Raw genomic sequence first — 26,982 nt, 5'->3', positions numbered from 1 at the left:
GATATTAAGTGGGCCCACTTAATATCCTTTTTATTTATGTAATTTTACAAAACTGAGTAGTTATTTTAAAATAGAACGAGGAGCCTCTAGCAGTTGAAGCTAGAGGTTTTTCTATAGATCGTATAGGATTCCGTGTAAAAGTGGATCATACATGAGTCTATGAGAATAGAGGAGAAAATACTTAAACAAAGGATGCGGTCATATAGGACATACTATGTAAACATCAATATGTTTAGGGATTATTGACCATATTTTTATAAGGAGGAAATAGACGATGATGGGAAAGAAAATTTTAGTAGTTGATGATGAAAAGCCGATTGCAGATATTTTGAAGTTTAACCTAGAAAAAGAAGGTTTTGAAATAGTAATGGCGCATGATGGTGATGAAGCAATTGAAAAGGCTAATGAAGAACAACCAGATATGGTTTTATTAGATATTATGCTACCAGGTAAAGATGGCTTAGAGGTTTGTCGTGAAATACGTAAAAGTTCAGAAATGCCGATTATTATGCTTACAGCAAAGGACTCTGAGATTGATAAAGTATTAGGGCTTGAGCTTGGGGCAGATGATTATGTAACGAAGCCATTTAGCACGAGAGAATTACTTGCTCGTGTGAAGGCGAATTTACGCCGTCACCAACAAGGTGGTGCTGCAGAAAAAGAAGAAAATACAGAAATGGTTATTGGACCAATTGTTATTAATCCAAATGCATATAGTGTAACGAAGCGCGAGGAAAATATCGAGCTTACACATCGTGAATTTGAGTTGCTACATTATTTAGCGAAACACTTAGGACAAGTTATGACACGCGAACATTTATTACAAACAGTTTGGGGTTATGACTATTTTGGAGATGTGCGCACAGTAGACGTAACAGTACGTCGTTTGCGTGAAAAAATTGAAGATAATCCAAGCCATCCTACTTTAATTGTAACTAGACGTGGAGTAGGGTATTACTTGCGTGACCCAGAGCAGGAATAGTATATGAAGAAAGTTGGTTTTTTTCAATCTATTCATTTGAAATTTGTGCTTATATATATGCTATTAATATTAATAGCGATGCAAGTTATTGGGGTATATTTTGTAAGGGAATTAGAGAAGAGCCTAGTACAAGGTTTTAGGGATTCTTTAACGCAGCAAACAAACTTATTATCATATAACTTGAAACAAGAGTTTAAAAAAAGTTATACAAAAGCAGAAACAGAGTCAACAGATGAAACAATTAAAACTTCTATTCGAAAATTTGCCTCTGATCAAAAGAAAGTTATACAAGAGGTAAGTGTATTTGATTCGCATAGAAAGTTACTGGCTATTTCAGATGAGTCAAAGCAGAATAAGGTGAATAGAACATCAACTGATATAGCTGTTCAGCGAGTGTTGGTGCAAAAAAAGCCAGAAGTGAAAATTGAGAAGGATGGTAGTACAGGCCATCGTGTTCAAGTTATGCTTACTCCGATTCTAGATGATAATGGCAAGGATGCGCTTGGTGTTATATACATCGTTGCATCTATGGAAGATGTATATAAACAAATGAAGGATATAAATCAAATTTTTGCTACGGGAACAGTAATTGCCTTATTAGTAACGGCCGTACTTGGGATTTTATTGGCTCAAACAATTACAAGACCAATTTCAGATATGCGGAGACAAGCAATCGAAATGGCAAAAGGAAATTATTCGAGAAAAGTAAAGGTGCATAGCCATGATGAAATTGGACAACTGGCATTATCCTTCAATAATTTATCAAAAAAATTACAACAAGCTCGTTCTTCTACAGAAAGTGAAAGGCGTAAACTATCATCTGTTTTATCCCATATGACAGATGGAGTAATTGCTACTGACCGAAAAGGGGATATTATTTTACTAAATGACCCTGCGGAAAAAATGTTAAATGTTTCTCGTGAAACAGCGCTCGATCAATCTGTTTTAGAGGTATTAGGGATACAGGAAGAATTTACGCTCGATCATTTATATGAAGAGCCAGATTCTGTTTTATTAGATTTTAGTACGAGAAATGAACCATATATTTTACGTGCTAGTTTCTCTGTTATTCAAAAAGAAACAGGGAAGGCAAATGGTTTAATTGCCGTATTATATGATGTAACAGAGCAGGAGCGTATAGAAAGGGAACGCCGTGAGTTTGTGGCGAATGTCTCTCATGAATTAAGGACGCCATTAACGACAATGCGCAGTTATTTAGAGGCACTTACAGATGGAGCATGGCAGGATCCGAATATTGCACCACAATTTTTAACGGTTACACAAGAAGAAACAGAAAGAATGATTAGACTTGTAAATGCGTTGTTACAGCTATCTAAACTTGATAGTACAGAGCACCGTTTAATGAAAGAATGGGTCGACTTTACTGATTTCTTTAATAATATTATTGATCGCTTTGAAATGTCTAAAGAACAAAATGTAAGTTTCAAACGATCTTTCTCTAAGAAGTCTAGGTTTATTGATATGGATACTGACAAAATTACTCAAGTGCTGTATAACATTATTTCAAACGCATTAAAGTATTCACCAGAAGGTGGAACAGTAACATATCGCTTACGTGATCGCGGTGATTTATTAGAAATTAGCGTAAGTGACCAAGGAATGGGTATTCCAAAAGAAAACGTTGATAAAATCTTTGAACGTTTTTATCGCGTAGATAAAGCTCGTTCAAGACAAATGGGTGGTACGGGACTTGGATTAGCAATTGCAAAAGAAATGATCGAGGCACATGGTGGCTCTATTTGGGCGAAGAGTGAAGAAGGAAAAGGGACAACTATTTATTTCACGTTACCAATGGCAGCAGATGAAGAGGACGATTGGGAATGAGTATGGAAAACTTTAAAACAATAGTTTTAATTAACCTAGTTGTAATTAGCCTGTTTCTTACTTTTAACCTATGGACGTATGTGCCAGATTCTACATCCATGCAAAACGCAAAATTTGTACAGGGCAATGAAGGAACGAATCAAACTAAAATTTCCGATGTTGTCCGTCCTACTTCTATCATCGTGCATAAAGATAAAAATCATTATGGGAGCAGAAGAGAGGCAGATATAGAATCAATCTATAAGCCTTTGGAAGTAGGGGAACTACATGAGTTTAGAGAGATATCAATCACTAAGGGTGATTTCCTATCCTATGTGCATGGTGAAGGGAAAATTGAACTTGTTTTCCCTACTGATATCCCATTTGATGCAGTTAAATCTATGTTTAACATGAAAGAGAAAAGTACAGATAAGCCTAAACATTTTAATCGTATTCTCCTTGATTCTTCTAGGAGTAAGGATCAAGAAATTAAAATTAACTTTGTTTCTGATGGTGATAACTTTAAAATATATGAGGCAAAATTAAGTGGTGTGTATTTAAAAGATATTGTAAATGCTCAAAATCAATTTATAGTATCAGCAAAGCCCTATTTTGATTATCAAATCAATGATATGAAAAAGTTATTTTTACCAGATGGCACGACAGAGTTAAACAATATAACATATATTTCATCTAATTTAGCAGTTGATACGTTTAAGAATGCTCTGTTTAGTGATCCTCGTTATTTAAGTCCGATTACTGAGATATCGAAAGAAACATTTACAGATGGTATTAGATCCATGGAAATTGAAAACGATCGTCACATGCTAAATTATAAAAACTCTTCTGTCTTAACTGAGAAAACGATAGATAATTTAATGCTGTTACAAAAAAGCTTTGAATTTGTAAGTGGTCACAGTGGAAGTTTGGATTCATATCGTTTGGACTATATGAATAAAGGAGAGACAGTATTTCGCTTACATGAAGATGGATATTCCGTATTCAATACAGATGGATTAGCTGAATTGAGACAAAAATGGGGATCAGAAGAAGTAATGGAATATGAAAGACCGTTGCTGTCTTTAAATACTAAAGGCATAGAACAGAAGGTTACTCTTCCATCAGGGCATGTTGTAATAGCATCCCTAGAAAATAATCCAGAGATAAAGAAACAAGTAATTAAGGATATTGGTATTGGATACAAGTTATCACTAGATGGTCAAGTAGTTCGACTACAACCAATTTGGTATGTAAAGCTTGTTGAAGGTGAAACGGGTAAACAGAAAATCTATGAGTGGAGTGAGGGAGGACTAAATGGATTGGGATCGAATTAAAACCATATTTATTGTGACCTTTTTTGTTTTGGACCTCTTTCTCATTTTTCAATTCATTCAAAAGCAAGATAGTAATCAATTGGAGCTTATTGCAGAAACAAAGATAGATCAAGAATTAAAAGCAAACAAAATTACTATAGGGAATATCCCTAAGGAACCGAAAAAAGAGTCATTTATTAGAGCGGAAAATAAAGCCTTTAAAGAAGATGATATACAATCTTTGAAAAATCAAACGGCGCATATACAAAATATGTACAAGATAGAAAGTAAGCTAAAAGAGCCTTTTTTAAATACGAAATCATTATCAAAAGATAAGTATAATGAATTTTTGAAGAACTATGTATTGGATGGACAAAAGTATGAATTTGGAGCGGTGAAAGACTCTAAAATTTATTTCTTCCAAAAATATAAAGATAAGCCTATTTTCTATAATAATCAGGCGATGATTGTTGTGGAATTAAATGAAAAAAATGAACTTGTTTCATATACGCAGACAATGCTAACTGATTTAAAAGAAATGGGCGAAGGTGAAAAAACGAAAGAGCAAGAAATTATTACGGCTCAAACAGCTTTAGAAAATTTATATTTAAAAAATAAAATTCATGGAAATACACATGTTAAAGAAGCGCAAATTGGTTATGCCACTCTTACCGCATCTACTTCTAATAACCAAGTACTTGCTCCAACATGGAATTTAAAAACGGAGCAGAAGCAGGACTTCTTTGTGAATGCAATTGAAGGACAAGTTATGGAATTAGGGGAAAAGGAAAATCAAGTGGTTGATGAACATACTGGAGTGAGAAATAATGGGGTTGCATTTTAGCGTACTTGCAAGTGGAAGTACAGGAAATATGCTATACGTAGGAACCGATGAAAAAAAATTACTAGTCGATGCAGGTTTAAGTGGTAAAGCGACAGAGGCTTTATTTAAACAAGCAGAACTGAATATAAATGATGTATCAGGTATTCTTGTAACACATGAGCATAGTGATCATATTAAAGGGTTAGGTGTATTGGCGCGAAAATATGATTTACCCATTTATGCGAATGAGAAAACATGGAATGCAATGGAACATTTAATAGGAAATATCCCAACTGAGCAAAAATTCATTTTCTCAGTTGGGGATGTGAAAACATTTGGTGATATTGAAGTCGAATCATTTGGAGTTTCTCATGATGCGGCAGAACCGATGTTTTATGCTTTCCATAATAATAATAGGAAATTAGCGCTTATTACAGATACGGGATACGTAAGCGACCGTATGAAGGGCGTTATTAAGGGAGCTAATGCTTTCGTATTTGAAAGTAATCATGATGTGGAAATGCTTCGTATGGGACGTTACCCATGGAGCATTAAACGACGTATTTTAAGCGACGTTGGACATGTTTGTAATGAGGATGCTGCATTAGCAATGGCAGATGTAATTACAGATGAGACAAAGCATATTTATTTAGCCCATTTAAGCTTAGATAATAACATGAAAGAACTAGCCCGTATGTCAGTATCACAAGTACTAGAGGAAAAAGGATTTGGAGTGGGTGAATCCTTTGAAATTCACGATACAGATCCAAAAATGCCTACAAAAATTCAATACGTATAATTCTTCATTTTAGTAAACAATAAAGATGAATATAGTTGTTTTCAGGAAGATGGGTGAACAAATATGTCCTTTATTGATGAAGAAAATTATCGTATGAAACGTGCAGGAAAAAAGAAGCATAAAGGTATAGTTCTTTCTAGTATAGCGGGAACAATTATAGGGGCTTCTTTATTTGCGTTTGGAGCCCCTTTATTTTCAAATTCTGCTGATACGCTTCCGCAAGCTGAAGCAAGTGGAAGTAATATGATGGCCGAAGCTCAAGGAATTAAACAGATTAGCTTTGTAGATGCTGTTGATCGTGCATCTGAAGCTGTTGTGGGTGTTATTAACATTCAACGAGATAACTTTTCAGAGGCAGATTCAGAGGCTGGTACAGGATCAGGAGTAATTTATAAAAAGACAGATGGTCAAGCTTATATTGTAACGAATAATCATGTTGTAGCTGGAGCGAATCGTATTGAAGTAAGTCTAAGTGACGGTAAGAAGGTTCCTGGAAAAGTATTAGGAACCGATGTAGTCACAGATTTAGCTGTATTAGAAATAGATGCAAAGCATGTGAAAAAAATAATTGAAATTGGCGATTCTAATACTGTTCGCAGAGGAGAGCCAGTCATTGCGATTGGAAATCCACTTGGACTGCAATTTTCGGGAACTGTTACGCAGGGTATTATTTCAGCTAATGAACGTATTGTCCCCGTAGATTTAGATCAAGATGGACATTATGATTGGCAAGTAGAAGTGTTACAAACAGATGCGGCGATTAATCCGGGGAATAGTGGCGGTGCGCTTGTAAATGCAGCAGGACAATTAATTGGTATTAATTCAATGAAAATTGCTGCAAAAGAAGTAGAAGGAATCGGACTTGCTATTCCGGTGACTAGGGCTGTTCCGATTATGAATGAGCTTGAGAAGTATGGGAAAGTAAGAAGACCGTATGTTGGGATTGAACTTAGGTCATTAAATGAAATTCCAAACTATTATTGGTCAAAAACATTACATTTGCCAGGTACTGTAACAGAAGGAGTTTGTATTTTGGATGTGAAAAGTCCTTCGCCAGGCGCGGATGCTGGTTTAAGAGAACATGATGTTATTGTGGCAGTAGATGGAAAACCGATTCGTGATATTATTGGATTCCGCACGGCCTTATATGATAAGGAAATTAATGATAAAATGACTCTTACGTTTTATCGTGGTACAAAAAGAGTAACAACAACAGTGAAATTAGGCATTCAAAAGTATTAAAAACAGGAGGGCCTACCTCCTGTTTTCTATTGTAGAAAAGTGAGGTGAAGAAAATGAATTTACCTTGTTGTTTAGAACATGTTGAATTAGCATTAGATATTATTGTGGATGAGTGTGAAGTTGCGCCAGTTATCAACAATGTGGATAACTCAGAAAAAGAGAAAAAAACATGTGAATTTTGTCAAAATGAGGCGACATATGTTGTATCGAACACAGATTCCCACACAATATGTGGGTAGTATTTGTGGATATGTGGATAAGTTTTGTGGATAACATGTTTGTAAGGTGGAGGATACGTGTGAATATCTCGATTATTTCAATTGGGAAATTAAAAGAAAAATATTTAAAACAAGGTATAGCAGAATACTTAAAACGATTATCAGCATATGCAAAAGTAGAAGTAATTGAATTGCCTGATGAAAAGGCTCCAGAAAATTTAAGTGAAGCAGAAATGTTAATTGTAAAGGAAAAAGAAGGTATACGTATATTGGATAAAATTTCTGATGACACGCATGTGATTGCTTTAGCTATAGAAGGAAAGCAAAAGTCATCAGAAGAATTTGCGGTAAGCCTAGATCGCCTTGCTACATACGGAAAGAGTAAAGTGGCATTTGTAATTGGTGGATCACTTGGACTAAGTTCAGAAGTGATGAAGCGTTCAAACGAATCACTTTCTTTTTCAAAGATGACATTACCACACCAATTGATGCGATTAGTGTTGCTTGAGCAAGTGTATAGAGCGTTTCGGATTAATCGTGGGGAACCTTACCATAAGTAAGGTATTCTATGTAAAACAAAGGTAAGACGCTGATATTATCATATTTATTTTATTATGCCTATAACTGGAGGCTATGTGAATGGTAAGTGATCAGACGAGATATTCTAGGCTCGCGAATATAACAAAAATAATAAATACAAAATTAGAACTACGTGAAGTATTACAGCGTGTGACAATGGCGATATCAGAGGAGATTGTTAGGTGCGATGCTGTTGGAATTTATTTACCCCAGGAAGATGGAACATTTAGAGGATTTGCAGGAAAACCAGAGACCATAAATGGCGTAACGCTCGATACTCAGGTAATTGATCCTGAAGTAGATTTATTGGCAAAAGAAGTTATTGAAACGAAAAAAACTATCTATATTCCTGATACCTCAAAGGATCATCGACCAGATCCGAGACCAGTTGATGCGTTTAAAATTAAGTCCTTATTAGCTCTGCCTATCTCATTTAGGCAAGAGTTATTTGGTCTGGTTTTTTTATTTGATTATGGGATTCCGATGAACTTAACAGATTCAGAAATTCAAAGTGTTGAAGCTTATGTAAATATGGCCGCGGTCGCAATTCAAAACGCAAATAATTTAACACAAAAGGAAAACCTTATTGCTGAGAAGCAGCTGTTACTAAATGTTACCCGTGATTTATCAATGTGTTCCTCGATACAGGAGAGTTTTGATAAATGCTTTTTTTACTTAGAACAGATTTTAGAAAGTAAAAATATGACTGCCCATCTTCTAGATCCGCTAGACAAAACAACGATTAAAACAACGAAATTAAGTAAGGGCTGTGATTGGACAGAAGCGGATTGGACAGAGAAAAGCTATGAAGCCAAGATCCAAGAGGTTATTCAAACAAAAAATATAGATAGTAAGGATTTATTGATGATTCCATTGGTTTCAATGGGAGAAGTATTAGGGGTAATCGTCGTTGGCAAAGAAGGAAAAGCTCACAATTATGATAATTCTCAAATTCAACTAGCAAAATCTATCGTTGATGCCACAGCCCCTACGTTTTCAAATTTGTTATATATGGATAAATTAGAAAGTATAGTGGAAGAGCGAACGGGAGAGCTAGCTGCTGCTAATGAAAAAGTTACAAGTGTGATTGAATGTATTACGGATGGATTCTTTACTTTAAATAATAAATGGGAATTTACGTACGTAAATAAGCACCAATATTTTCCGCAAAGAAAAACAGCAAAAGATGTATTAGGAAAGAATATATGGGATGTTTTCCCGAGTGACATCGACACAGTTATGTATAAGGAATTTCATCGTGCAATGTCAGAGCGAACTACAGTTCATTTCGAATTTCTTTCTACTGCAGATGAATATTGGCACGAAGTTATTGCATACCCGTATGATGATGGTATTTGCTGTATTTTTAAAAACATAACGGAAAAAAAGAAATATGAACAGGAATTGAAAAGATTATCTAACATTGATTTAATAGGGCAAATGGCAGCAGGTATCAGCCATGAAATTAGAAATCCAATGACAACGGTACTAGGATTTTTGCAGTTATTAAAAGAAGAGAATACCTATGAGAAACATAATAAGTACTTTCATTTAATGATTGAAGAACTTAACCGTGCCAATTCTATTATTACTGAATTTCTCTCAATGGGGAATACAAGGAAATTGGATTTGCAGATGTTAGATTTAAATTCAATTATCCGCGATATTATTCCTTTAATAAAGGTTGATACGCACAATCAAAATAAGTATATTCAAGTCGATACAAATGACATTCCGGAATTACTTTTAAATCGTAATGAGATACGGCAATTATTAATGAATCTATATCGTAATGGCTTAGAAGCGATGAATACAGGGAAAGTTCTAACCATTAGCACCTACAAGGAAGGTCAAAATTGTGTGGTGCTTGCAGTGCGCGATCAAGGAAAAGGTATTAGGCCTGAAGTATTAGAGAAACTGGGTACGCCATTTTACACGACCAAAGATAATGGAACTGGATTGGGGTTAGGTGTATGTTATGCCATTGCTGCCCGCCATAATGCAAAAATAGAAATTAAAACAGGATCAGAAGGCACTACATTTTTTGTTAAATTTAATTATAAAGATAATAAAAAATAACCTTATTTAGGTTAGTTATGATGAACCGTATCATAAATAAATTTATTCTTTGCATATAAAAAGGATAAAAAGACCATTGGACAAAAATTACCGATGGTCTTTTAAATATTATTAGATGGTATGTAGATTTCCTAAAATAAGTATGTTTCTATTTCCATAAAAATATGCTGTAATATGAAGAGGAAAAAGTATAAGTAGTTAGAGAAGTGAGGAATTAAAGGTGAAGAAGTTTAAGAAGTTTTACTTGGAGATTACGAGTGTGTGTAATCTTGCGTGTAGCTTTTGTCCGCCGACGGAAAGGCAGAAGCAATTCATTTCTGTAGAGGATTTTGCTAAAAGATTAGACCAAATTAAACCTCACACAGACTACATTTATTTGCACGTGAAGGGTGAGCCATTGCTCCATCCGAAAATAGATCAACTATTAGACTTAAGTCATGAAAAAGGGTTTAAAGTTAATATTACAACGAACGGAACGTTAATTAATAAGAGAAGGCATAGACTGTTAAATAAGCCCGCGTTAAGACAAATGAATTTTTCACTGCATAGTTTTGATGGGCACCCAGGTTCGCAAGATAAAGAAGGCTATGTAAGGAGTATACTTTCCTTCATTAGGGAAGCGACAAGTCAATCAGATTTAATTGTATCGTTAAGGTTATGGAATTTAACTCAGGATAATAAAACAAATGCTGAAATCCAGAAAAATAGAGAGTTATTATCCATAATTGAAAATGAATTTGATCTATCTTATCAGATTGAAGAGAAGCTTACACCAGGAAAAGGTATAAAAATTGCAGAACGTGTCTTTATTAATCAAGACTATGAATTCCAGTGGCCAGCATTACATGAAGAAGAGGATGATGGGAAAGGATTCTGTCATGGACTTCGTAATCAGGCAGGGATTTTAGCCAATGGGACGGTTATTCCTTGTTGTTTAGATGGTGAAGGGATTATTAACCTTGGAAATATTAATAATGATTCATTTTCTAACATTATAGAAGGTGAAAGAGCAACAAACATTGTCGATGGATTTTCAAAAAGAGTTGCGGTTGAAGAACTTTGTAGGAAATGTGGATACCGCAAAAGGTTTGGGAAGTAAATATAAAATAAGCCCTCATAAAGCGAGGGCTTATTTTTTTATTCTTGATAAGAATGCTCTAATTCATCAATTAATGAACCAACGTAAGAAACAGCTTTACGGATTGCATCTGGTTTTGACATATCTATTCCGGCATGTTTCATTAGTTCAAGTGGTTTCATTGTACCACCAGCGCGAAGCACATCTAACCAGCGATCAATAGCAGGTTGTCCTTCTTCTTTAATCATTTGAGCTACTGCAGTAGATGCAGTGAGGCCTGCGGAATATGTGTAAGAATATAGCCCCATATAATAATGAGGCTGACGCATCCAAGTTAAGCCCGCACCTTCATCGATTTCCACAGAATCTCCCCAGAATGTCGAAAGGACATTTGTTTTAATTTCAGTTAAAGTTGTAGCTGTAAGGGCCTGTCCTTCTTCTGCTAGAGCATATACTCTACGTTGATATTCACCCTCAAGTAAATGAGTAACAAAGTTGTGATAATATGTGCCGAGTAGTTGTAGAATGACCCACCTGCGCATTCTCTTATCGTCGGTAGTCGCTAGTAAATGCTGAGCTAATAGTAATTCATTCATAGTTGATGGTGCTTCAACAAAGTACATAGATGGACGTACGTTCATGATACGTTGATTTTTATTTGCTAAATAGAAATGACCAGCATGTCCAAGTTCATGTGCTAATGTGAAGCATCCACGCATCGTATTTTGCCATGTAATTAAAATATAGGGATGAGAGCCGTATGGACTTGAGCAAAATGCCCCTGTTGATTTGCCTACGTTATCTGCAAGATCTACCCATCTTTCTTTGAATCCTTTTTCGATTATGGAACTATATTCATCGCCTAATACTTTTAAAGAATCTTGAATGAGCGTGCCTGCTTCTTCATAAGTAATCGCCGGATTAAATTCGGGATCTAAAGGTGCATGTAAGTCACAGAAAAGCATTTGATCGAGTCCTAATACTTTCTTTTTTAAATCTGCAAAACGGCGCATATGAGGTGCTAATTCTTTATAAATAATATCAAGTTGGTTGTTATACATTTCAAGTGGAACCTTTTGTGGTTCTAATAGCATATGGGTAACGGATTCATATTTACGTAAACGAGAAAGTGTTACTTGTTTTTTTACTTCGGTAGCATATGTAGTCGCAACTGTATTTTTATAGCGCTTCAAAGTGGGAACAAATGATGAGTATGCTTTTCTACGTATGTATGCGCTTGGAGAAAATTCATATTTGCTTTCAAATAATGCGAAAGAAACAGGGAGTTCGTTTCCTTGTTCGTCTTGTATAGAAGTGAAATCCATATCTGCCAATTTAGTCATGCCGTAAATTTTGTATGGAGAACTATGAACTTCGCCAAGTGCAGCAAGTGCTTCTTCTGTTTCAGGAGAGAGTGTGTGCTGCCTTTTTTGGAGTATTTCTAGTAACGACTTACGGAAAGGTTCGAGTTTTGTTTCTTCAGTTAAATATTTTTCAATTGTTCCTTCGTCGAATGAGAGGATTTCATTATGAATAAAGGATAGTGCAGTATGTACTTTCGTCCATAAAGCAGAAATTTTGGAAGAGTTCGCTTGAATGATTGGATTTGTACGATCAGTAGATTCTTTTAAATTTGCATATGAGTACAGTTTTGTTAACTTCATTAAAAGCTCTTCTTCTAAAAGTAGACAATTTAATAAAGTTGTGGAGTTAGTATGTAACCGTCCTTTAAATGCATCAAGTTTCTGTATATTATTTTCTAATACGTTTAATGCGGTATGCCACTCATCATCAGACTTATACAAATCAGACAAATCCCATTTTAGTTCGTTAGGTACTTCCGCACGAACAAGACGATTCTCAATTATAGTTTTCATGTCTTACATCCCCCTTATTAAAAGCATCTAAAAATATGATACTAGAAAATTCAGTAAAATAAAAATATTTTACATTTTTATATATGAAAAAGAAGGAGAAGCATAGAAATGCTTCTCCTTCTTTTTAAATTTAAGAATTAATATACTTTGTCACCATTGAAAATCGAGTTTTTCACGACAACATAATCTACAGTACGAATAGCATCTAGTTTTGTTCCACCAGCGTAAGAGATAGAAGATTGAAGATCTTGTTCCATTTCGATTAACGTATCTTCTAAAGAACCTTTATGCTCAACGAACATTTTCTTACCTTCAACGTTTTTCTTCTCACCCTTTTGGAATTCAGAAGCAGAACCGAAGTATTCTTTATAAAGTTTGCCATCTCTTTCGATAGTTTCCCCTGGAGACTCTTCGTGACCAGCGAATAGAGAACCGATCATTACCATAGTTGCCCCAAATCGAATAGATTTAGCTACGTCGCCGTGTGTACGAATACCACCATCAGCGATAATTGGCTTACTTGCAGCTTTTGCACACCAGCGAAGTGCAGCTAGCTGCCAACCACCAGTTCCGAAGCCTGTTTTAATTTTAGTAATACAAACTTTACCAGGTCCAATACCAACTTTTGTTGCATCAGCACCAGCATTTTCTAATTCTCTTACCGCTTCTGGAGTTCCAACGTTTCCAGCGATAACGAAGCTCTCTGGTAAATGTTTTTTAATATGTTGAATCATGTTGATCACAGCATTAGAATGACCGTGTGCGATATCAATCGTGATATATTCAGGTGTAAGTTGCTCAGCAGCTAATTGTTGTACGAATTCATATTCGTCCTCTTTTACACCAACGCTGATAGAAGCGATTAATCCACGTGATTGCATATCTCTAATGAATGAGATTCGTTTCTCTGGTTGGAAACGATGCATGATATAGAAGTAATTGTTTTCAGCTAAATAAGTTGCGATTCTTTCATCAATAATCGTTTGCATATTTGCAGGCACGACAGGTAATTTAAATTTATGTTTTCCTAAAGTGACAGTTGTATCACATTCAGAGCGGCTATTTACAATACATTTTGCAGGAATTAATTGAATATCTTCATAGTCGAATACGTTTTCCATCATTTACACCCCTAAAATACGAATATTTTATTTTTATTAATCAAAAATGTTCGTCCATAGGATAATTTACATTATTTTTATTAAGAAGTCAAAGGATTTCTTAACATTTTTTGAAAAAGTAGATTTTATATCTGAAAAAAAACGTTAAAAACGAATTTAAAACGTTTTTTCAATTGTATTGTTCGTTTATGGAAAAGGTTGAAAAATTGAGATAATTACACAAGGTTGTATGTATTCTTTTTATTTTTTGGTAGGGCGAGGGTACTATGAAAGGGTTGATGCTAACAATACGAGCAAAAGATGTTATCAATTAGTTGAACAATATATGAAATGATAAGGTTTATTTCTATATAAAAAGATGAATCTGGCATGATCCACCTTTTTATGTGAGGTTTCAAGTATAATAAGTAGGGTGATAGTAACGTATACAAAAGATAAAAAAGAAAATAATACAGAATAAAATGAGGTTAATATATGAGTAAAAAAAGTTTTTCTGATTATAAATTAAGTAAGGAAATTGTAAGGGCACTTACTGGGTTAGGATATGATCATCCAACAGAAGTACAAGGTGAGGTTATTCCAGTCGCATTACAAAAGAAGGATCTTGTTGTGAAGTCCCAGACTGGAAGTGGAAAAACAGCTTCATTTGGTATTCCACTTTGTGAAATGGTGGAGTGGGAAGAGAATAAACCACAAGCATTAGTTTTAACACCAACGAGAGAGCTTGCGGTACAGGTAAAAGAAGATATTACGAATATAGGTCGATTCAAAAGGATTAAGGCTGCGGCAGTTTATGGGAAATCTCCATTTGCACGTCAAAAATTAGAATTAAAGCAAAAGACACATATTGTAGTTGGGACTCCTGGTCGTGTGTTGGATCATATTGAAAAGGGTACCCTTTCTTTAGAGTGTTTGAAGTATTTAGTTATTGATGAAGCAGATGAGATGCTAAATATGGGCTTTATCGATCAAGTAGAGGCAATTATTGATGAATTACCTACAAAAAGAATGACAATGTTATTTTCAGCAACACTTCCAGAAGATGTTGAAAAATTATCTCGTACATACATGAATTCACCAATTCATATTGAAATTAAAGCGGCCGGGATTACAACGGATAAAATTGAACATACTCTTTTTGAGGTGATAGAAGACGAGAAGCTTTCACTACTTAAAGATGTAACAACGATTGAGAATCCTGATAGTTGTATTATTTTCTGTCGTACACAAGAAAATGTAGATCATGTATATAGACAGTTAAAACGAGCTAACTATCCTTGCGACAAAATACATGGTGGTATGGTACAAGAAGATCGTTTTGAAGTCATGGATGATTTTAGAAAAGGGAAATTCCGTTATTTAGTAGCAACAGACGTGGCTGCGAGAGGAATCGATATTGATAATATTACACATGTTATTAATTATGATATTCCACTTGAAAAAGAAAGCTATGTACATCGTACTGGAAGAACGGGACGAGCTGGAAATAGTGGAAAAGCTATTACATTTATAACACCATATGAAAATAGATTTTTAGAAGAGATTGAGGATTATATTGGTTTTGAAATTCCAAAGGCAATTGGACCTTCAAAAGAAGAAGTTATGAAAGAGAAAGCTGCATTTGAAGAAAAGATACATGCTAAACCAATTATAAAGAAAGATAAAAATGCGGACATAAACAAAGGCATTATGAAGCTGTACTTTAATGGCGGGAAGAAAAAGAAAATTAGAGCGGTAGATTTCGTCGGTACAATTGCTAAAATTAAAGGTGTTACAGCAGAAGATATAGGCATTATTACGATACAAGATAACGTTTCTTACGTTGAAATATTAAATGGAAAAGGACCACTTGTCTTGAAAGTCATGAAGACTACAACGATTAAAGGGAAACAATTAAAAGTTCATGAGGCAATTAAGTAAATAAAAAACTATCCACTTTAATAGGTGGATAGTTTTTTATTTATGATTTTTTCAAATCATCAACTAGTTGCTCTGCTAAACGTCTATACATATTACTCATAGTCACGAAGGATGTTAGTAGTAGAAATTTTTCTAGCTTTGTATCTTCTAAGGAAGAAATCTCATTTACTTCTGTAACACGTTTATTTACGTCTTGTTTAAAGCTTTCGACATTGCTTTCAGTAAGAGTAAGATAATTTTTATATACCGCATTTAATTCAAATGAATCATCGTTTAATAAGGAGTCATTTATATTTTCTAATGAACTTTTTATATCGTTAATGGAGAGTGCGCCCTTTAATTGGTAAATCAGGCTAATTAAAATCATATGCTCTTTTGAATACTTTTTATTTTTGATAGGGATAAATAGTTTCCCTTTTGCGTAATTATTAATCATCGTTTTTGTTAATACTTTTTCATCATCAGTTCTCGTTGTATCTGCATAAGTATTCTCAAATAGTTGGACAACTTGGTCTACATATAAGTCAACATTTGGAATATCCTCAAGTTTAATATTTTTTTCTAAATGTAATGTCTCAAGTAATTCATTTATATTTTCCACGTAGAATCCCTCACTTTTATAACTTAGTGGAACTTAATGTTTAATATATCTTTAAATATGGTATTACGAAACAAATGAATTGTAAATGTTGACCTTAAAAAGAAATGTGTATATAATTACATGTAGTTATCAAAACTATATGTAATTATATGAGGGGTGTTATTATGAATGCTTATGTAAGGGAACCAGTTAACGCATTTACTCACTTAGGTGGAGCGATATTATCATTTATTGCCTTATTAGCTATGCTTGTGAAAGTTTCTATTAAGATGCCATCATTTGCTGCAATTACAGCTGTTATTTTGTTTGGTATTGGAATGATGGTCCTTTATACGGCGTCAGCTGTGTATCATAGTGTTGTGGCCAATGAACGTGTTATTTACTTCTTTAGGAAGCTAGATCATTCTATGATTTTTATATTAATTGCAGGTACATATGCACCCTTTTGCTTGATTACATTAAATTCAGCAAGTGGTTTACTATTATTTTGTTTAGTCTATGCAACTGCGATTTGTGGCATTGTATTTAAAATGTTTTGGTTTAATTGTCCAAGATGGTTATCGACAGCAATTTATATTACGATGGGTTGGTTAATTGTTTTATTCTTTGCACCGTTAGCTGAGAATTTAAGTACAGGAGGCATTATTTTCTTAGTACTTGGAGGCATTTTTTATACAATTGGTGGATTTATTTATGGAACAAAGCCAAAATGGTTAGAGTTTAAATATATGGGGCATCATGAAATTTTTCATGTTTTTGTATTATTAGGTAGTCTTGCGCATTTTCTAAGTGTATATTGTTACGTAATTTAATAAAAAAACGCCACATAATAAAAATTATGTGGCGTTTTTTTATTACCTGATTAGAATCGTATATGTTATAAAATTATTATGGGATAAAATGTAAGTTTCTGTGTTCGCATGTTAAACATAGGATAAGAAATATGTGATATACTTTGAGAAGTTTATAATGAATGAAATATGGAGGACTATAATTATGGCAATACTTGTAACAGGTGGAGCAGGATATATTGGTAGTCATACATGTGTAGAATTACTAAATAGCGGTTACGAAGTTATAGTAGTGGATAACCTTTCGAATAGCTCGGTAGAATCTATAAATCGAGTGAAAGAAATAACAGGAAAACAATTTAAGTTTTATAAAGAAGATGTTTTAAATCATGAAGCAATTGACGCAATTTTTGAAGAAAATGTAATTGACGCAGTTATTCACTTTGCAGGATTTAAAGCTGTAGGGGAGTCAGTAGCGATTCCATTAACATATTATCATAACAACATTACAAGCACGTTAGTGCTATGTGAAGTAATGCAGAAACATAATGTTAAGAAGATGATCTTTAGTTCATCTGCAACTGTATATGGTATCCCGGAAACGTCACCGATTACGGAGGAGTTTCCATTAAGTGCAACAAATCCATATGGTCAAACGAAATTAATGATTGAGCAAATTATGCGTGATGTAGCATTTGCAGATGCAGAATGGAGTATTGCATTACTTCGCTATTTCAATCCATTTGGTGCACACGAAAGTGGGCGTATCGGAGAAGATCCAAATGGAATCCCAAATAACTTAATGCCATATGTAACGCAAGTGGCAATAGGTAAGTTAAAAGAATTAAGTGTATTCGGAAATGACTATCCAACGAAAGATGGAACGGGAGTCCGTGATTACATCCATGTTGTGGACTTAGCAAATGGTCACGTAAAGGCACTTGAGAAAGTACTGAGTACAACAGGAGTAGATGCTTATAACCTGGGCACAGGTATGGGCTATAGTGTACTAGAGATGGTTGAAGCGTTTGAAAAAGTTTCGGGCAAGAAAGTTCCTTATAAAATTACAGAGCGTCGCCCAGGTGATGTGGCAGTATGTTTTGCTGATGCATCGAAAGCAAAGCGTGAATTAGGCTGGGAGGCAACACGTGGATTAGAAGAAATGTGTGCAGATTCTTGGAAATGGCAATCAAATAATAAAAATGGCTATTTAGAAGTTTAATGATGAATATAAAAAAATGACCTTTGCATAAAAGCAAGAGGTCATTTTTTATATTCATTTTCTATTAAGTTTATTAGCGAACCTAGAAAAGAACGTTCGCTATTTTATGGGAATATTTGGCTGGCAACACATGTAGGAATCAATATTTTCAATGTAAGTAAAGGTATTGATTATTAAGTATGCGTTCTATTTCTCGTTTTAGAACGAAATTGTATTTAATATAGCCTAGTAGTAAGTGAATGAAGATTGAAAAGTGCTACAGAGGTATTGTTATAAATCAGGAAAATTATCGGAAAGGATATAGATGGGGGATCAACTGTCCGTATAATCCCCCACTAATTAAAGTTTCACTTTATGATCAGCCAGCAACACAAGAGCAATTTCAGCGAGCATATGTAAATTTATTAAAAGAAATTAAAGGTTTTGAATCAAGCCTATTCCTTATACAAAATTGAGGGTTTGAAACAATCAAAAACTGCTAAGGGGTACTATCGCGTTTTAGGTCCGTAATACAATTTTCTTATAAGAAAGAATGTATTACGGACCACCACCTATTACATAATAGGAGGAATTAATGAATTCGAACAAGTTGTTTGTGATATACTGTGTTTCCCTCTTGACTTGTATATGGTGGGAGACTTCGCCCGAAACAATTTGCAATAATATTGGAGTGAGCGGGATAAGAAATACGTATTTCATACAAATCAACAGTCTCATCTAAATTAGCATAAAAGACTGCGAGATGATTGCCTTGTAAAACATATGGGAATTCTACTTCTACATTTTCACCAATTAATACAGGTAACTTTACAGGATTAGAATAATTAGACCAATCCCACACTTCTATATTTACATAGTGAGCGTAATATGCATCTAAATTTACAATGTTTACGACTGCTGAAATAGTTGCAGGCTCTCTTGTTAACACACCTGTAGAGTGAAAAACAGAATGATTTGGATAATGAAGAGGCATAAATATCAAACCTTTCTTAAAATGATATGATTTTACAATATCTTATGCTAGAAGGTAGTAGAATGAGATAGAGGAATGTATTATTTTATTAATTTTTTATAGAAATTGAAAGCGTATTATTGAAAAGTATTCCAACACTTGTATCATTGCTAGAGTCCGTTTATAATCAAGGAATCCTAGTTCATGTTTTGATAGGATTATTTATTATTGAAAGCGTTTTAAGTTCGCTCCTTTTTAAGGTAGGAGGTCTGACTTATTTGGATGAAAAATTATGTATGTAGTTTTAAATGAGAAGAAAAATAATATAAGTATCACTTTATAGTGTGGGGAGGTTAAAAGTGTGAAAGGTAAAGATTTTCACACGAATATATATGGGTTATGTAGGATTATTACTTTCAGGGGCAGCTTTATTTTTAAATAGTCTTGTTATATTAGGGAAAGCAGAGATGAAAAGTGCGGGTGTTTTTAATTTATTTGTGGGTGCACTACAAATTATCATTCCGTTTTATTTGATCATGATTTCTGACCAAAGCAATTGGACAGTGTATTCATATGCGGCTACTTTCTTATTTGGATTAACTTATTTATATGTAGGTGTTACTTTTATAAAAGGAATGGATAGTAGTGGTCTAGGATGGTTTTGTATTTGGGTAGCAATTATTGCTTTATTCTATATGGTTGTTTCATTTGTTCAATTCCATGATGTTGTTAATGCATTAACGTGGTTTATGTGGGCATTACTTTGGTATTTATTCTTTGTGCTAAATACACAAAAGAAGAATATCAATCAATATCTTGGAAGGATTGCCTTCGTACAATCATGGGTAACATTGACTTTACCTTCACTATTTTATTTTATGGGAGTATGGGGAGAGGGATTCGTATATGAACTATGGGTTTATGTATCAGTAATTTCTATTTTGTACTTCTGTTATTGTATTTATAAATATCGAGTACGTTAATATATGATCTGCATAAAAGCATGGAATCGTTAAACTGATTTCATGCTTTTTTATATATTAGCGTTTTATAATAAAAAAGGTGGTATCTCATAAATCATGAAAATGGGGATGATGAAATTGAAGAAAGTGTTGGTGCTAGGAGGAACAAGGTTTTTTGGTAAACATTTAGTAGAGTACCTTTTGCAAGCTGGACACGATGTAACAATTGCCACGAGGGGAGTTACTGAAGATTCTTTTGGTAGCGCAGTAAAAAGAATAATTGTTGATAGAGAAGATGGAAAGCTACTAGAAAAGCGTCTAGAAGGAAAAAGTTATGATATTGTATACGATAATTTATGCTATAGTTCAAATGCAGCGAAAATGGTATGTGAAGTTTTGAAAGAAAAAACGAAGAAGTATATTATGGCATCTTCAATGGCTGTCTATGAACCTGCATTAAGCTTGTTAGAAGAGGACTTTAATCCATACGAATATGCAATTACATATGGAGATAGGAATGATTTTAATTATAGTGAAGGAAAGCGATTAGCCGAATCGGTTTTATTTCAATATGCAACATTCCCAGTCGTTGCAGTGCGTTTTCCAGTTGTTATTGGAGAAAATGACTATACGAAAAGGTTACAATTTTACGTTGAATGTGTTGTGAACCAAAACCCTATCGTTGTGGATTATATAGATGGAGCTTTGTCATTTATACATGAAAAAGAGGCAGGAGAGTTTCTAGCTTGGTGCGGAATGGAAAATGTGAAAGGACCAATTAACGCCTGTAGTAACGGAGTAGTTTCTACGGAAGAAATTATTCATTTCATAGAAGAGAAGACGGGAATAAAAGCACTTATCCAGGAAGTTGGGGAAAATATAGCTCCTTATAATGAAGTAACTAACTGTACGCTACATAATGGAAAGGCTCGTGAATCCGGATTTTTATTCCGAGAGCTGAAACTAGAAATAAAAAATGTTTTAAAACATTATATAAGTAAAATGAAGTAATCATAAATCCCCCGGTGGCAATCCGGGGGATTCTGGAGGATTTCGACAATACTGATTTTACATTACCAAATTTACCTTATACGTACGACTAATGTTTTTGCGATTGAATTGCTTGTAAATACTTCTCGTTTACTTGGTCCCAGTTTACTGTATGCCACCAATTGGTAACAAACTCTGGGCGCCGATTTTGATACTTTAAATAATAAGCATGTTCCCATACATCAATTACGAGTAAGGGGATTTTCCCTTCTTGCAAAGGCGTATCTTGATTTGGTGTACTCATAACAGAGAGTTCCTCACCGTCAAGAACAAGCCATCCATAGCCACTTCCAAAACGACTAATAGCTGCTTTGGAAAGTTGATCTTTTAAGTTGTCAAAGGTATTGAAATAATAATCAATTACTTTTGCAACGTCTCCATTAGGCTCACCGCCACCTCGTGGGCTCATCACTTCCCAAAAAAGACTATGACAATAGTGACCACCACCGTTATTTCGTACAGCCGTAACAATTTCCTTCGGTAAAGCATCTAAATTACATAGCAATTCTTCTAAAGATTTATTATGTAATTCAGTATAATTTTCTAAAGTAGCATTTAAATTATTTACGTATGTCGCATGGTGCTTTCCATGATGAATGGAAAGTGTATTGCTATCGATATGTGGCTCTAGTTCATCATAGTCATATGAAAGCTTTGGCAATTGGAATGAAGACATAAGATTACCTCCTTTCTATTTAAAAGTTGGTCTAGGTAAAAATACTTTACCTGAGTCAAAAATACACTCATTTTCCATGTAAGTCAATAGTAAGTTTATTAATTTTCTGAAAAATATTACAATAAAAGTAACACTCTCACTTTCATTTGTGACTCCTATCCTTTTTGCTTATACTGTAAAGTAGTAGCGTTTTGTTGAAATAGAAGGAGATCGTTTATGAGTAAAACGAAACAATTAATAGAGGAAGCAAGTAATTTTATTACGATTTGTTATAAGGAGCTTAATAAAGAGAAATTGATAGAAGAACGTATAAAAGAAGTTCAAATTGAGATAGAGAAGACAGGGACATATGAGCATACATTTGAAGAACTTGTTCATGGTTCACGAATGGCATGGCGTAACAGTAATAGATGTATTGGAAGACTATTTTGGAGTAAGATGCACATATTAGATGCGCGCGAAGTAAATGATGAAGAGGGTGTATATAATGCATTAATTCATCATATTAAATATGCAACGAACGACGGAAAAGTTAAACCAACCATTACGATTTTTAAGCAATATCAAGGTGAGGAAAATAATATACGAATTTATAATCACCAATTGATTCGATATGCAGGATATAAAACAGAAATGGGAGTGATCGGTGACTCTCATTCCGCTGCATTTACGGACTTTTGTCAGGAGCTTGGCTGGCAAGGAGAAGGTACGAATTTCGATGTATTGCCACTTGTGTTTTCTATAAACGGGCAGGCGCCTATATATAAAGAAATTCCGAGAGAAGAAGTAAAAGAAGTGCCAATTGAACACCCAGAATACCCTATTTCATCACTTGGAGCAAAATGGTATGGGGTTCCAATGATTTCAGATATGCGCTTAGAAATTGGCGGTATTTCTTATACAGCCGCTCCGTTCAATGGATGGTATATGGGAACAGAGATTGGGGCGCGCAACTTAGCGGATTATGATCGTTATAATTTACTTCCGGCTGTTGCGGAGATGATGGATTTAGATACATCGAGAAACGGTACGTTATGGAAAGATAAGGCGCTAATTGAGTTGAATATTGCCGTGCTACACTCTTTTAAAAAACAAGGAGTTAGTATTGTTGACCATCATACTGCTGCACAACAATTTCAGCAATTTGAGAAGCAAGAAGCTGCTTGCGGTCGTGTTGTAACAGGTAATTGGGTGTGGCTTATTCCACCGCTATCTCCAGCTACCACTCATATTTATCATAAACCGTATCCGAATGAAATTTTGAAGCCAAATTTCTTTCATAAATAATATTTAGTGCAGTTTTTTTCTGCAAAATATAATTTTTTTAAATTACTGTTATGTAGCAAATGGAAGCCTTTACTCTCGGTTATTTTTGGAAGAGGATTTTTGAACCAAGGAGTTCCTTATGTTATAATCAAATTTCTGTTTCGAAGACCTTATAGAAATATAAGGTCTTTTGTTTTGCTTTTTTATGTAAGAGGAAGAGATTTTTTTCTTTTAAATAAGGGATTTGGCATATTTTTAGGGACAACATAAGTATGTGGAAAGCCGATAAATTATTATGCATATATAATTATTATGTTTTAGGTTTAAACAATAAAACATAATAAAGTTGTTTTTTTAGATTGCTGAGGAAGGAGGAAGTGTAAATGAGGATGAAGAGTCGAAAAACTGATTGGCCTGTATTTATTATTAGTGGTGGTTCACTTTTATTATTTGTAATTGCAGTTTTTTTGAATAAGGATTATGTAGAGAGTGCGATTAATACCAGTTTTGCTTTTTCAATTAAATATTTCGGTGCCTTCTGGCAAGTTTTATTGTTAGGTACATTTATTGTTGCGATGTGTATGGCGTTCTCGAAATATGGGAGGGTCAAACTAGGTAATTTAGAAAAACCTGAGATTAGTACGGCAAAATGGCTTGCTATTATTATGTCTACATTACTTGCCGGAGGTGGCGTTTTTTGGGCAGCAGCAGAGCCAATGTACCATTTGATGACGGTGCCACCAATACATGACGGTATATCTGCTGGAACGAAAGAAGCAGTCATGCCTGCTTTAGCACAAAGTTATATGCATTGGGGATTTTTAGCATGGACGATTTTAGGTACAATTAGTGCGGTAGTTATGATGTATGGACATTATCATAAAGGTATGCCGCTAAAACCTCGAACGCTTTTATATCCTATTTTTGGGGAAAAATTAAGAAAGAGCCTGCTTGGAACGATAATTGATGCAGCTGCAATTATTGCGGTAGCTGCAGGTACAATTGGCCCAATTGGATTTTTAGGTTTACAAGCAAGTTATGGATTACAAGAATTATTTGGAATTTCTGATGTGTTTACTACTCAATTAGCAATTATTGTTTGTGTAGTGGCCGTGTCTACCATATCGGCAGTAACAGGTATTGATAAAGGGATTCAAATTATAAGTAATTTAAATGTTAGATTAGCAATTTTATTAATGGCATTCATATTACTATTTGGGCCAGGTGGATTTATTATTGATTCGTTTGTTTCTTCGTTTGGATTTTATGTAAGTGAGTTTATACCGATGAGCACATACCGTGGTGATACAAGTTGGTTAGGATCTTGGACAATCTTTTTCTGGGGATGGTTTATTGGATACGGACCAATGATGGCAATTTTAGTGAGTCGAATTTCAAGAGGGAGAACGATTCGAGAAATCATCGTTGCAATTGGAATTATCGCACCTATTATTACAACGTTTTGGTTTACTATATTAGGGGGATCAGGTGTGTTTTATGAGTTAATGAATCCTGGGTCTATCTCGGACGCATTAAGCGAATCTGGTATGCCGGCAGCTATGATTGCAATTACAGGGCAATTGCCACTTTCTAATATTATTGGACCAGCATTTCTTTTATTAACAATTTTGTTTGTAGTGACAACAGGAGATTCAATGGCGTATTCCATTTCGATGGCAGTGACTGGAGACGGAGATCCTAGAATTAGTTTGCGAATTTTTTGGTCGCTTATTATGGGCGCAGTTGCAGCAATTCTTTTATATATGGGTGAAGGAAGCATTAATGCGCTACAATCGTTTATCGTGGTGACGGCAGTTCCGGTATCAATTTTGTTATTCCCAATGCTATGGTTAGCGCCTAAAGTTGCGGGAGAATTAGCACTAAAACAAGGTATTGTAAAAGAAGAAGATAAAACTGCATTCTTATTTCAGAAGGCTAGTAAATCAAAATAAATAAAAACGTAAAAGAGGAAGCATCTTAAATGAGTTGCTTCCTCTTTTACGTTTAATCTAATACTTTTCCCTTTGTTTCTGGTACACATAGTAGCATTGTAATTAACCCGATTGGGTAGATGATAAAAATCAAGGACAATGCTCCAAGTAGGTTGCCACCTGTAGCGAGTAAGCCGATAATAACAGGCCCAAATCCAGCTAACCCACGTCCTGTACCGAAAATAAAGTTTTCTGCGGTAGATCGAGCTTCAGCAGGATAGTTTTCAGCTAAAATTGCCCCAAATCCTCCCATCATGCCATTTGCAAAGAATCCAAGCAATGCACTTCCCCATAATAATAATGTTGAATCTGTGAATAAGAAGAAGTAAATGAGACAGTATACTGTACCGCCAATATAATAAATTGCAAAAGTTTTACGACGACCAATTTTATCAGCCAGAATACCAAAGGTTGCAATTCCAATTAGCATACCGATGGTAGAAATGAACATCCAGCCACTTGCTTTTGCTAATGTATAGTTATATTTATTTGCTAAAATAGTTGGCATCCATGTGAAGATTCCATAATATCCGAAGTTCTGGATAAACGACATAATAATAAGACCGATTGTTGTGATTGTTACTTTTTTACTGGCAAATAACTTTCGAAGTGGGAATTTTTTTATATGTTTTAGTTGTTCTGCTTCAGTAGGTGTTAATTTACCTGCAGCTTCTTTTTGCAATAGTTCCTTTTTGTAGCGTTGTTTTTGCTCCCATATTTTCGGTTCACTTAAACTTTTACGGACATAGACAGCTAGTAAAGCTGGAATTAATCCAAATAAGAAAACGGCTCTCCATCCAAAGTGCGGGACAATAAATGCTGGAAGGAGTGAAGCAATTAGTACACCAAATTGCCATCCAAGTGCAACAACCGATGTCGCTTTAGCGCGCATTTCTTTAGACCATGTTTCTGTTACAATGGCCATTCCGATTCCGAATTCACCACCAACTCCCATTCCAACTAAAAAGCGAAGAATTAATAATTGCCAGTAGTCTGTTGCGAAATAAATGAGTGCGGTTGCTAGTGAAAACAGTAAGATTGTGAAGGCCATTGTACGAATACGTCCAAATAAATCAGCAATAAATCCAAATAAATAAGAACCAATTAACATCCCTATTGTGGTAGCTAATGTTAAGTTTCCACCTTCAACAGGACTTAAGTGAAACTCTTTTAAAATATAGACAAGTACGAAAGATAATAGCAACATATCTAAACCTTCTGCTGCATATCCTAGCGCAGAACCAAATAATGTTTTATACCTTTTCGCTTTCGTCTCCTCTGTTGTTTGTTGTACATCAGTAATGACGTTCATTATTACTCCTCCTTATTTTCTACAGTCGCTATGGAAGAATAACAAAAGGCCTTCTCACCTGATATGATGAGAAGGCCAAAAAAGCATACGTATCCCCCAAAAAGAACATACGTATATTGTATTCCGACTTCCTTCTCAACCTCACGGGGTTGTGTTAAAGGACTGTATTATATTACTTTATTTTTAGCACTCTTCTATTGTATTGTCAAATAAAGAGGGGATTATTATGTGTAAAATATTTCAAAAAACATTTCGTTCTTCTTGACGCCGACTTCATTATTTTCCCATAATAAAACTAACTAAA

Annotated in this window: 23 protein-coding genes; 17 read left to right on the top strand and 6 right to left on the bottom strand. The window is 34.6% G+C overall.

Features of this window, described 5'->3' with window-relative positions; genetic code table 11:
* The first annotated feature begins 274 nt into the window (after positions 1–274).
* The 10 genes from walR (at position 275) to RT27_RS21680 (ending at position 10,958) form a co-directional block, all read left to right on the top strand.
* Complete coding sequence (gene walR, locus RT27_RS21725) at positions 275–982, top strand: cell wall metabolism DNA-binding response regulator WalR (protein WP_000971865.1); 708 nt, start codon at positions 275–277, stop codon at positions 980–982.
* 3 nt (positions 983–985) lie between these two features.
* Positions 986–2,827 carry a cell wall metabolism sensor histidine kinase WalK gene (gene walK, locus RT27_RS21720; RefSeq protein WP_000755367.1) on the top strand — a complete coding sequence of 614 codons (1,842 nt, stop codon included), beginning with the start codon at positions 986–988 and terminating at the stop codon, positions 2,825–2,827.
* Positions 2,824–4,140: a two-component system activity regulator YycH gene (gene yycH / locus RT27_RS21715; RefSeq protein ID WP_043937467.1), complete on the top strand. Its 1,317-nt coding sequence runs from the start codon at positions 2,824–2,826 to the stop codon at positions 4,138–4,140. The genes walK and yycH overlap by 4 nt, the downstream gene beginning before the upstream one ends.
* The gene (locus RT27_RS21710; RefSeq protein ID WP_016079548.1) at positions 4,121–4,963 is read left to right on the top strand and encodes a two-component system regulatory protein YycI; all 843 of its coding nucleotides are present in this window, start codon (positions 4,121–4,123) and stop codon (positions 4,961–4,963) included. Before yycH ends, RT27_RS21710 begins: the two co-directional genes overlap by 20 nt.
* Positions 4,947–5,741, top strand: a complete 795-nt coding sequence (locus tag RT27_RS21705; protein ID WP_016079549.1) for an MBL fold metallo-hydrolase — start codon at positions 4,947–4,949, stop codon at positions 5,739–5,741. The genes RT27_RS21710 and RT27_RS21705 overlap by 17 nt, the downstream gene beginning before the upstream one ends.
* Positions 5,742–5,804: 63 nt before the next feature.
* Positions 5,805–6,983: a S1C family serine protease gene (locus tag RT27_RS21700; RefSeq protein WP_043937465.1), complete on the top strand. Its 1,179-nt coding sequence runs from the start codon at positions 5,805–5,807 to the stop codon at positions 6,981–6,983.
* A gap of 53 nt (positions 6,984–7,036) precedes the next feature.
* Positions 7,037–7,222, top strand: coding sequence for a CxxH/CxxC protein (locus RT27_RS21695; protein WP_001052827.1), 186 nt, complete (start codon positions 7,037–7,039; stop codon positions 7,220–7,222).
* Positions 7,223–7,281: 59 nt separating this feature from the next.
* Positions 7,282–7,761, top strand: a complete 480-nt coding sequence (gene rlmH, locus RT27_RS21690; protein WP_001027003.1) for a 23S rRNA (pseudouridine(1915)-N(3))-methyltransferase RlmH — start codon at positions 7,282–7,284, stop codon at positions 7,759–7,761.
* Between the two features lie 79 nt (positions 7,762–7,840).
* Entirely contained in the window at positions 7,841–9,859 is a 2,019-nt protein-coding gene (locus RT27_RS21685; protein WP_029443711.1) for an ATP-binding protein, read from the top strand.
* 220 nt (positions 9,860–10,079) lie between these two features.
* Positions 10,080–10,958, top strand: coding sequence for a radical SAM/SPASM domain-containing protein (locus RT27_RS21680; RefSeq protein ID WP_000713633.1), 879 nt, complete (start codon positions 10,080–10,082; stop codon positions 10,956–10,958).
* 38 nt (positions 10,959–10,996) lie between these two features.
* Here RT27_RS21680 and pepF read toward each other — a convergent pair whose 3' ends face one another.
* Entirely contained in the window at positions 10,997–12,814 is a 1,818-nt protein-coding gene (pepF, locus tag RT27_RS21675; protein WP_043937463.1) for an oligoendopeptidase F, read from the bottom strand.
* A gap of 137 nt (positions 12,815–12,951) precedes the next feature.
* Entirely contained in the window at positions 12,952–13,935 is a 984-nt protein-coding gene (guaC, locus tag RT27_RS21670) for a GMP reductase (RefSeq protein WP_000432447.1), read from the bottom strand.
* 474 nt (positions 13,936–14,409) lie between these two features.
* Here guaC and RT27_RS21665 point away from each other — a divergent pair, with 474 nt between their 5' ends.
* Positions 14,410–15,855, top strand: a complete 1,446-nt coding sequence (locus RT27_RS21665) for a DEAD/DEAH box helicase (RefSeq protein WP_016079555.1) — start codon at positions 14,410–14,412, stop codon at positions 15,853–15,855.
* A 40-nt stretch (positions 15,856–15,895) separates the two neighbouring features.
* Here RT27_RS21665 and RT27_RS21660 read toward each other — a convergent pair whose 3' ends face one another.
* Complete coding sequence (locus tag RT27_RS21660; protein WP_029443708.1) at positions 15,896–16,456, bottom strand: DUF1836 domain-containing protein; 561 nt, start codon at positions 16,454–16,456, stop codon at positions 15,896–15,898.
* 164 nt (positions 16,457–16,620) lie between these two features.
* Between RT27_RS21660 and RT27_RS21655 the strand changes: the two genes are divergently transcribed.
* Positions 16,621–17,268: a hemolysin III family protein gene (locus tag RT27_RS21655; protein ID WP_000995363.1), complete on the top strand. Its 648-nt coding sequence runs from the start codon at positions 16,621–16,623 to the stop codon at positions 17,266–17,268.
* Between the two features lie 184 nt (positions 17,269–17,452).
* Complete coding sequence (gene galE, locus RT27_RS21650) at positions 17,453–18,469, top strand: UDP-glucose 4-epimerase GalE (protein WP_043937462.1); 1,017 nt, start codon at positions 17,453–17,455, stop codon at positions 18,467–18,469.
* Between the two features lie 571 nt (positions 18,470–19,040).
* Here galE and RT27_RS21640 read toward each other — a convergent pair.
* A complete protein-coding gene (locus tag RT27_RS21640) occupies positions 19,041–19,442 on the bottom strand; it encodes a hypothetical protein (RefSeq protein ID WP_016079559.1) in 402 nt (133 codons plus the stop codon).
* Positions 19,443–19,813: 371 nt separating this feature from the next.
* Between RT27_RS21640 and RT27_RS21635 the strand changes: the two genes are divergently transcribed.
* Both RT27_RS21635 and RT27_RS21630 read left to right on the top strand, forming a co-directional pair.
* Positions 19,814–20,404: an AmiS/UreI family transporter gene (locus RT27_RS21635; protein WP_000542569.1), complete on the top strand. Its 591-nt coding sequence runs from the start codon at positions 19,814–19,816 to the stop codon at positions 20,402–20,404.
* 96 nt (positions 20,405–20,500) lie between these two features.
* Positions 20,501–21,394 carry an NAD-dependent epimerase/dehydratase family protein gene (locus tag RT27_RS21630; RefSeq protein ID WP_043937458.1) on the top strand — a complete coding sequence of 298 codons (894 nt, stop codon included), beginning with the start codon at positions 20,501–20,503 and terminating at the stop codon, positions 21,392–21,394.
* A gap of 88 nt (positions 21,395–21,482) precedes the next feature.
* Here RT27_RS21630 and sodA read toward each other — a convergent pair whose 3' ends face one another.
* Complete coding sequence (gene sodA / locus RT27_RS21625; RefSeq protein ID WP_000094037.1) at positions 21,483–22,109, bottom strand: superoxide dismutase [Mn]; 627 nt, start codon at positions 22,107–22,109, stop codon at positions 21,483–21,485.
* A gap of 216 nt (positions 22,110–22,325) precedes the next feature.
* On the opposite strand from sodA, the gene RT27_RS21620 reads away from it, so the two are divergent.
* Complete coding sequence (locus RT27_RS21620) at positions 22,326–23,396, top strand: nitric oxide synthase oxygenase (RefSeq protein ID WP_043937456.1); 1,071 nt, start codon at positions 22,326–22,328, stop codon at positions 23,394–23,396.
* A 362-nt stretch (positions 23,397–23,758) separates the two neighbouring features.
* Positions 23,759–25,327 (top strand): BCCT family transporter, encoded by a 1,569-nt coding sequence (locus tag RT27_RS21615; protein ID WP_043937454.1) that lies wholly within the window; start codon positions 23,759–23,761, stop codon positions 25,325–25,327.
* Positions 25,328–25,379: 52 nt separating this feature from the next.
* Here the strand turns inward: RT27_RS21615 and RT27_RS21610 are convergent, their stop codons facing one another.
* Positions 25,380–26,678 (bottom strand): MFS transporter, encoded by a 1,299-nt coding sequence (locus RT27_RS21610; RefSeq protein WP_043937452.1) that lies wholly within the window; start codon positions 26,676–26,678, stop codon positions 25,380–25,382.
* Positions 26,679–26,982 lie beyond the last annotated feature (304 nt).

Origin of the sequence: Bacillus sp. L_1B0_5 (assembly GCF_000836715.1) — a bacterium.
GTDB classification, from domain to species: Bacteria; Bacillota; Bacilli; order Bacillales; family Bacillaceae_G; genus Bacillus_A; species Bacillus_A thuringiensis_S.
The sequence above is the reverse complement of the archived record's forward strand: the minus strand, read 5'-3'. Positions and strand labels throughout refer to the sequence as shown.

What these genes read in the sequence shown, in the direction of transcription:
- walR (WP_000971865.1), top strand. Translation starts at nt 275, where the DNA reads ATGATGGGAAAGAAAATTTTAGTAGTTGATGATGAAAAGCCGATTGCA.
- walK (WP_000755367.1), top strand. Translation starts at nt 986, where the DNA reads ATGAAGAAAGTTGGTTTTTTTCAATCTATTCATTTGAAATTTGTGCTT.
- yycH (WP_043937467.1), top strand. Translation starts at nt 2,824, where the DNA reads ATGAGTATGGAAAACTTTAAAACAATAGTTTTAATTAACCTAGTTGTA.
- RT27_RS21710 (WP_016079548.1), top strand. Translation starts at nt 4,121, where the DNA reads ATGGATTGGGATCGAATTAAAACCATATTTATTGTGACCTTTTTTGTT.
- RT27_RS21705 (WP_016079549.1), top strand. Translation starts at nt 4,947, where the DNA reads ATGGGGTTGCATTTTAGCGTACTTGCAAGTGGAAGTACAGGAAATATG.
- RT27_RS21700 (WP_043937465.1), top strand. Translation starts at nt 5,805, where the DNA reads ATGTCCTTTATTGATGAAGAAAATTATCGTATGAAACGTGCAGGAAAA.
- RT27_RS21695 (WP_001052827.1), top strand. Translation starts at nt 7,037, where the DNA reads ATGAATTTACCTTGTTGTTTAGAACATGTTGAATTAGCATTAGATATT.
- RT27_RS21685 (WP_029443711.1), top strand. Translation starts at nt 7,841, where the DNA reads ATGGTAAGTGATCAGACGAGATATTCTAGGCTCGCGAATATAACAAAA.
- pepF (WP_043937463.1), bottom strand. Translation starts at nt 12,814, where the DNA reads ATGAAAACTATAATTGAGAATCGTCTTGTTCGTGCGGAAGTACCTAAC.
- guaC (WP_000432447.1), bottom strand. Translation starts at nt 13,935, where the DNA reads ATGGAAAACGTATTCGACTATGAAGATATTCAATTAATTCCTGCAAAA.
- RT27_RS21665 (WP_016079555.1), top strand. Translation starts at nt 14,410, where the DNA reads ATGAGTAAAAAAAGTTTTTCTGATTATAAATTAAGTAAGGAAATTGTA.
- RT27_RS21655 (WP_000995363.1), top strand. Translation starts at nt 16,621, where the DNA reads ATGAATGCTTATGTAAGGGAACCAGTTAACGCATTTACTCACTTAGGT.
- galE (WP_043937462.1), top strand. Translation starts at nt 17,453, where the DNA reads ATGGCAATACTTGTAACAGGTGGAGCAGGATATATTGGTAGTCATACA.
- RT27_RS21640 (WP_016079559.1), bottom strand. Translation starts at nt 19,442, where the DNA reads ATGCCTCTTCATTATCCAAATCATTCTGTTTTTCACTCTACAGGTGTG.
- RT27_RS21635 (WP_000542569.1), top strand. Translation starts at nt 19,814, where the DNA reads ATGGGTTATGTAGGATTATTACTTTCAGGGGCAGCTTTATTTTTAAAT.
- RT27_RS21630 (WP_043937458.1), top strand. Translation starts at nt 20,501, where the DNA reads ATGAAAATGGGGATGATGAAATTGAAGAAAGTGTTGGTGCTAGGAGGA.
- sodA (WP_000094037.1), bottom strand. Translation starts at nt 22,109, where the DNA reads ATGTCTTCATTCCAATTGCCAAAGCTTTCATATGACTATGATGAACTA.
- RT27_RS21620 (WP_043937456.1), top strand. Translation starts at nt 22,326, where the DNA reads ATGAGTAAAACGAAACAATTAATAGAGGAAGCAAGTAATTTTATTACG.
- RT27_RS21615 (WP_043937454.1), top strand. Translation starts at nt 23,759, where the DNA reads ATGAGGATGAAGAGTCGAAAAACTGATTGGCCTGTATTTATTATTAGT.
- RT27_RS21610 (WP_043937452.1), bottom strand. Translation starts at nt 26,678, where the DNA reads ATGAACGTCATTACTGATGTACAACAAACAACAGAGGAGACGAAAGCG.